The sequence below is a fragment of the Nocardia sp. NPDC004722 genome, from assembly GCF_053601505.1.
Window position 1 is genome coordinate 1 of sequence record NZ_JBSGBY010000706.1, and the last position, 4,039, is coordinate 4,039.

General features: G+C 65.3%; 7 protein-coding genes. 3 read left to right on the forward strand and 4 right to left on the reverse strand.

Annotation, left to right across the window (positions count from 1 at the left end):
* Positions 1-418: TetR/AcrR family transcriptional regulator (locus ACWELQ_RS40240; protein ID WP_452402246.1), on the reverse strand; the 418-nt coding region annotated here is incomplete at its 3' end.
* A 151-nt stretch (positions 419-569) separates the two neighbouring features.
* On the opposite strand from ACWELQ_RS40240, the gene ACWELQ_RS40245 reads away from it, so the two are divergent.
* Genes ACWELQ_RS40245 through ACWELQ_RS40255 form a run of 3 tightly spaced genes read left to right on the forward strand, consistent with a single transcriptional unit; the run spans position 570 to position 2,019 of the window.
* The gene (locus ACWELQ_RS40245) at positions 570-1,097 is read left to right on the forward strand and encodes a TetR/AcrR family transcriptional regulator (RefSeq protein WP_452402247.1); all 528 of its coding nucleotides are present in this window, start codon (positions 570-572) and stop codon (positions 1,095-1,097) included.
* 44 nt (positions 1,098-1,141) lie between these two features.
* Positions 1,142-1,522, forward strand: coding sequence for a hypothetical protein (locus ACWELQ_RS40250; RefSeq protein WP_452402248.1), 381 nt, complete (start codon positions 1,142-1,144; stop codon positions 1,520-1,522).
* 17 nt (positions 1,523-1,539) lie between these two features.
* Positions 1,540-2,019 carry an N-acetyltransferase family protein gene (locus ACWELQ_RS40255; RefSeq protein WP_452402249.1) on the forward strand — a complete coding sequence of 160 codons (480 nt, stop codon included), beginning with the start codon at positions 1,540-1,542 and terminating at the stop codon, positions 2,017-2,019.
* 9 nt (positions 2,020-2,028) lie between these two features.
* Here ACWELQ_RS40255 and ACWELQ_RS40260 read toward each other — a convergent pair whose 3' ends face one another.
* The 3 genes from ACWELQ_RS40260 to ACWELQ_RS40270 all read right to left on the reverse strand — a co-directional run.
* Positions 2,029-2,490 (reverse strand): SRPBCC family protein, encoded by a 462-nt coding sequence (locus tag ACWELQ_RS40260; protein WP_452402250.1) that lies wholly within the window; start codon positions 2,488-2,490, stop codon positions 2,029-2,031.
* A gap of 47 nt (positions 2,491-2,537) precedes the next feature.
* Positions 2,538-3,215 (reverse strand): hypothetical protein, encoded by a 678-nt coding sequence (locus ACWELQ_RS40265; RefSeq protein ID WP_452402251.1) that lies wholly within the window; start codon positions 3,213-3,215, stop codon positions 2,538-2,540.
* 81 nt (positions 3,216-3,296) lie between these two features.
* On the reverse strand, positions 3,297-4,039 hold a 743-nt coding region (locus ACWELQ_RS40270), incomplete at its 5' end, for a DUF1295 domain-containing protein (protein WP_452402252.1).

The window sequence follows — 4,039 nt, forward strand, 5'->3', positions numbered from 1 at the left end:
CGATCAATTCCTCGTCGGTGAAACACACCTTCGACACCGCCGCCCGCATCTGCGGCCTGGTCAGCAAATCCCGCAGCACCGCCGCCTGAGCACTACTCGGCACCCGGGATCCCGGATCGGTGCGGTCGACGAACGAAGCCGAAATGGCCTCCCACAAAGGCTCATTCACCGGCCGTGCCCGCAGTGCCGCGATGTTCTCCCGCAACCGCTCAACCTGCCGATAGGCCAGTGCGTCGTACTTGCTCGTGAAGTAGTTGTTGAACGTTCGTACGGAAACCCGAACCCGGTCCGCGATCTCCTCCCGCCGTAACCCCTCAACTCCCCGCTCGCCCAGCAGTTCCCAAGCGGCATCACTGATCGCCGTACGGGTGTCGATCTTCTTCCGCTCGCGTAAGCCGAGCCCGGTGTCGTCCGCCACATGTTCACCGTATCAAAACGTGCCTACGGGCAATATTGCCCACGGGCAAGTTTCTCTCGAAGGTGTTGGCGGGTGGCCGGACTGTTAACTCCCGCTGAAGGATTCGCCGGATCCGTTGATTGATTGGGTGAGTGCTCACTAAACTAAGGGTGTGGGTTCAGCGGGGCGGGCGCGGATGTCAGCGGGTGCGCGGCGCGAACAGGTGCTGGCGGCGGCCATTGCCGAGTTTGCGGCCGGTGGGTATACGGCGACGACGACGGAGTCGATTGCTCGGCGGGCGGGGATTTCGCAGGCTTATTTGTTCCGGTTGTTTCCGACCAAGAAAGCGGTGTTCCTGGCTGCTACGAACCAGGGGTTCGATGCTGTCGAGGATGCCTTTCGCGGGGCCGCGCGGGACAGTGTGCGGGAGATGCGGCTGGACGCCATGGGGGTGGCCTATGTCGAGTTGCTGGGCGATCGGCGGTCGCTCACTTTTCAATTGCAGGTGTACGCGGCGGCGGCTCTCGACGAAGAGATCCGCGCCCTCGCGCGCGAACGTTTTCACAGCCTGTACCGGGTGGTGAAGGAGCTGTCCGGCGGTGACGCCGGCGGCACGTTCGATTTCATGGCGCAGGGCATGCTGCTGAATGTCACGAGTGTGCTGGAACTGGATCTGTCGGATCCTGACGGCACCGAATAGTCGGCTTCCTAGTCCCTCCATCCGATAACAAGGAGAACCCTGTCATGCCCGCTCTGCCCTGGACCAAGGGACCGCATCAGCCCGCCGACGGTGACGCGCTGCACGTGCTCACCTCCCGGCTGCCGCTGACCAGATACAGCGACGTGCCCCGATTCCTGTACTGGACCTTGCGGATTCGCGCCCAGTTGCGGTCCTCGCCGGGCTGCGTCGGCTTCGCCTTGGACGCCAAACTGATCCACAAGACCTTCTGGACGCTCTCGGCGTGGTCGGACAAGGCGGCCATGGACGAGTTCGCGCACAGCGGCACGCACGCGAAGATGCTGGCCGACATGGCCGGTCGCATCGGCAACCCGAACTTCGTCGAGACGGCCGGGTCGACCGCGGACATCCCGCTGTCGTGGGACGCGGCCCGCGCCCGAATCTAATGTCTGACGTGGGTTGCGTGGATCTCCTTTTCCGGCGCGCGCAAGACCAAGACGCCCCTGCTGCCGCCGGTGTATGGCTGCGCTCCTACTCGGCAGCCCTACCCTCGATCCATCGAGCCCACGACGACGCCGCTGTCCATCGATGGTTCGCCGAAGTCGTCGTCCCGCACCGAGAAACCTGGATAGCCCTGGCGGACGGTGCGGTCGTCGGCGTCCTGGTCCTCGCCACCGACGAGCTGGAACAGCTCTACCTCGACCCACCCTGGCGCGGCCGGGGACTGGGCGACCGCTTCGTCGAGTTGGCCAAACAGCGTCGGCCGAACGGCTTGGAGCTGTGGACATTCCAGGCCAATGAGCCCGCTCGACGCTTCTACGCGCGCCACGGCTTCACCGAGGTGGAGTGGACCGACGGCCACCGGAACGAGGAACACGAACCCGACGTCCGTTGCGTCTGGCAACCCGCCACGGCCCCGGTTCGTCTCACTGATTCAGTGTGAAATCGGTTCTCAGCGCGGGGATTCGACGGTGGCTTTGATGTTGTCGAGGGTTTGTTGCATGCCCTTGCGGTTGGTTTTGCCTCGGGCCCAGCCTGCCAGGAGCCAGTAGAGGCGCAGGGGGAGGGTGTGGGCCAGGTGGAAGGATTCGGTGACCGCCGTGCCGGTGGGGGTGGGTTCGAGGCGGTAGCGCCAGGTGTTGATGGGGACGCCGCCGGGACCCAGGACGGTGAAGGCGAATTCGCGGCCGGGGTCGGCGGCGATGACTCGGCAGACGGTGGAGTATTTGAGGCCCCAGCCGTTGCGGTTGACCTGGCCGCGGAATTTGGCGCCGACGACGGGTCCGGTTGCGCCGCCCACCCATTCGGCGCCGTACGTTTCGGGGCTGAAACGGCCGACGTTGGTGACATCGCTGATCAGGTCCCAGATCTCCTGGGCGGGGGCTGCCATCTGAACGGTGACTTCATCGTGCACGATGCTCACCCTACGGCAGGTGGCACCGAACGGTCGGTCCCGAAGTATCAGGTGGAGATGCGCTTGGCGTCGCTCATGAGCCAGCGGCCGTCGGGCTGCTCCTCGGCGGTCACCACCCACGCGGTCAGGGTGACGGCCGGGATCGGCGCGAGATCGGTGGTGGTGGACTGTTTGACGTATCCCACGCCGAGTGCGGTGGTGCCGGTGATCGCGCGCAGACCGCAATTGAATTCGATCACTTCGCTGCGAGAGTTGGTGGCGAGGAAATATTGCCGCGTGGCCGGATGCGTGTCGATCAACTGCTGCCGATAGGCGCCCGTCGTGGCATCCAGCGCGCCGGTGAAATAGTCGTCGAGCGATTGCGGGTCATAGGTGGAGATGTGGTTCAAATGCAGGTGTATGGCGTGCAGTGCGGCAATATGCCGGCTGCCGATCTTGGCGATTTCCGGTGCGAGTCCGGCGGCGGGTTCCGTCCTGGTCGGAATCGTGTCCGTTCGCGTCGGATGACCCGACGGGGCGCCGCCCGCGTTCGCGGTATTGCGCGGGCCGTCGTCCTTCCCGGACCAGACGGCCGCGCCGACGGCCAGCGCGCTCAAGGGTAGGACACCGGCGATCGCGGCCAGCTTGCGTCTGGAGACCGCTCGTTCCGCCGGCGGAAACGGGGGAGGCTCGGCGGGCGGGAAGGACAACGATGAGCGTTCGGATTCGGTCAAAGGATTCCTCACAGTTCCACGCGATTGTCGGCTGCGATGAAACCGTACTTGCCCGATCGGGATTCGTGGGAGGATCGATCGAATTCGATTGTTTCAGTGCGTTGTTTTGTCGGAATTAGGCGAATTGCGTTCCTTGGCAAACCTACCTGGCGGTCGCGGAAAGAAATATGCTGTGCGACTTCGATATTCGGCATATCCCGGACGACTGCGCATCGTCAGTTCCAGCAGCCGAGCGCCGGTGCCGTGAATCAGCAGGTAGGACATGATCGCCGGTGCGAACACGGTCAGCACGCCCGGCCAGGCCGACGCCGCGATCAGCCACAATCCCCACCACACACAGAAGTCGCCGAAGTAGTTCGGGTGCCGGGTCCACGTCCACAGCCCGCGGTCCATGATGCGACCCCGATTGCCGGGATCGGCACGGAAGCGCGCGAGTTGACGATCGCCGACCGATTCGAAGCCGAACCCGACCGTCCAGACGACGACCCCCGCCGCGAACACCCACCACGCCGCACCCCGGGTCGCACCGGAGACGGCGGACACCTGGATGGGCAGCGAGATCACCCACTGAGCCACGGCCTGGGTGAGGAAGATGCGGGTGATCACCACCCCCGGCGACCGCCCGTGCCGGTCCAGCAGCACGCTGTAGCGGGGATCCTCGCCGTGTCCCGCGGTCCGCCGCGCCAGATACCAGCTCAGCCGCGCACCCCAGATCGACACCAGCGCGAAGAGCACGACGCGCCGCGGCACCGAGCCCGCACCGGCCGCCATCGCCACCCCGGCGACCAGCACGAAGCCGAGGCCCCAGACCACATCCACCACGTTGTAGCGCCCGG

What these genes read in the sequence shown, in the direction of transcription:
- ACWELQ_RS40250 (WP_452402248.1), top strand. Translation starts at nt 1,142, where the DNA reads ATGCCCGCTCTGCCCTGGACCAAGGGACCGCATCAGCCCGCCGACGGT.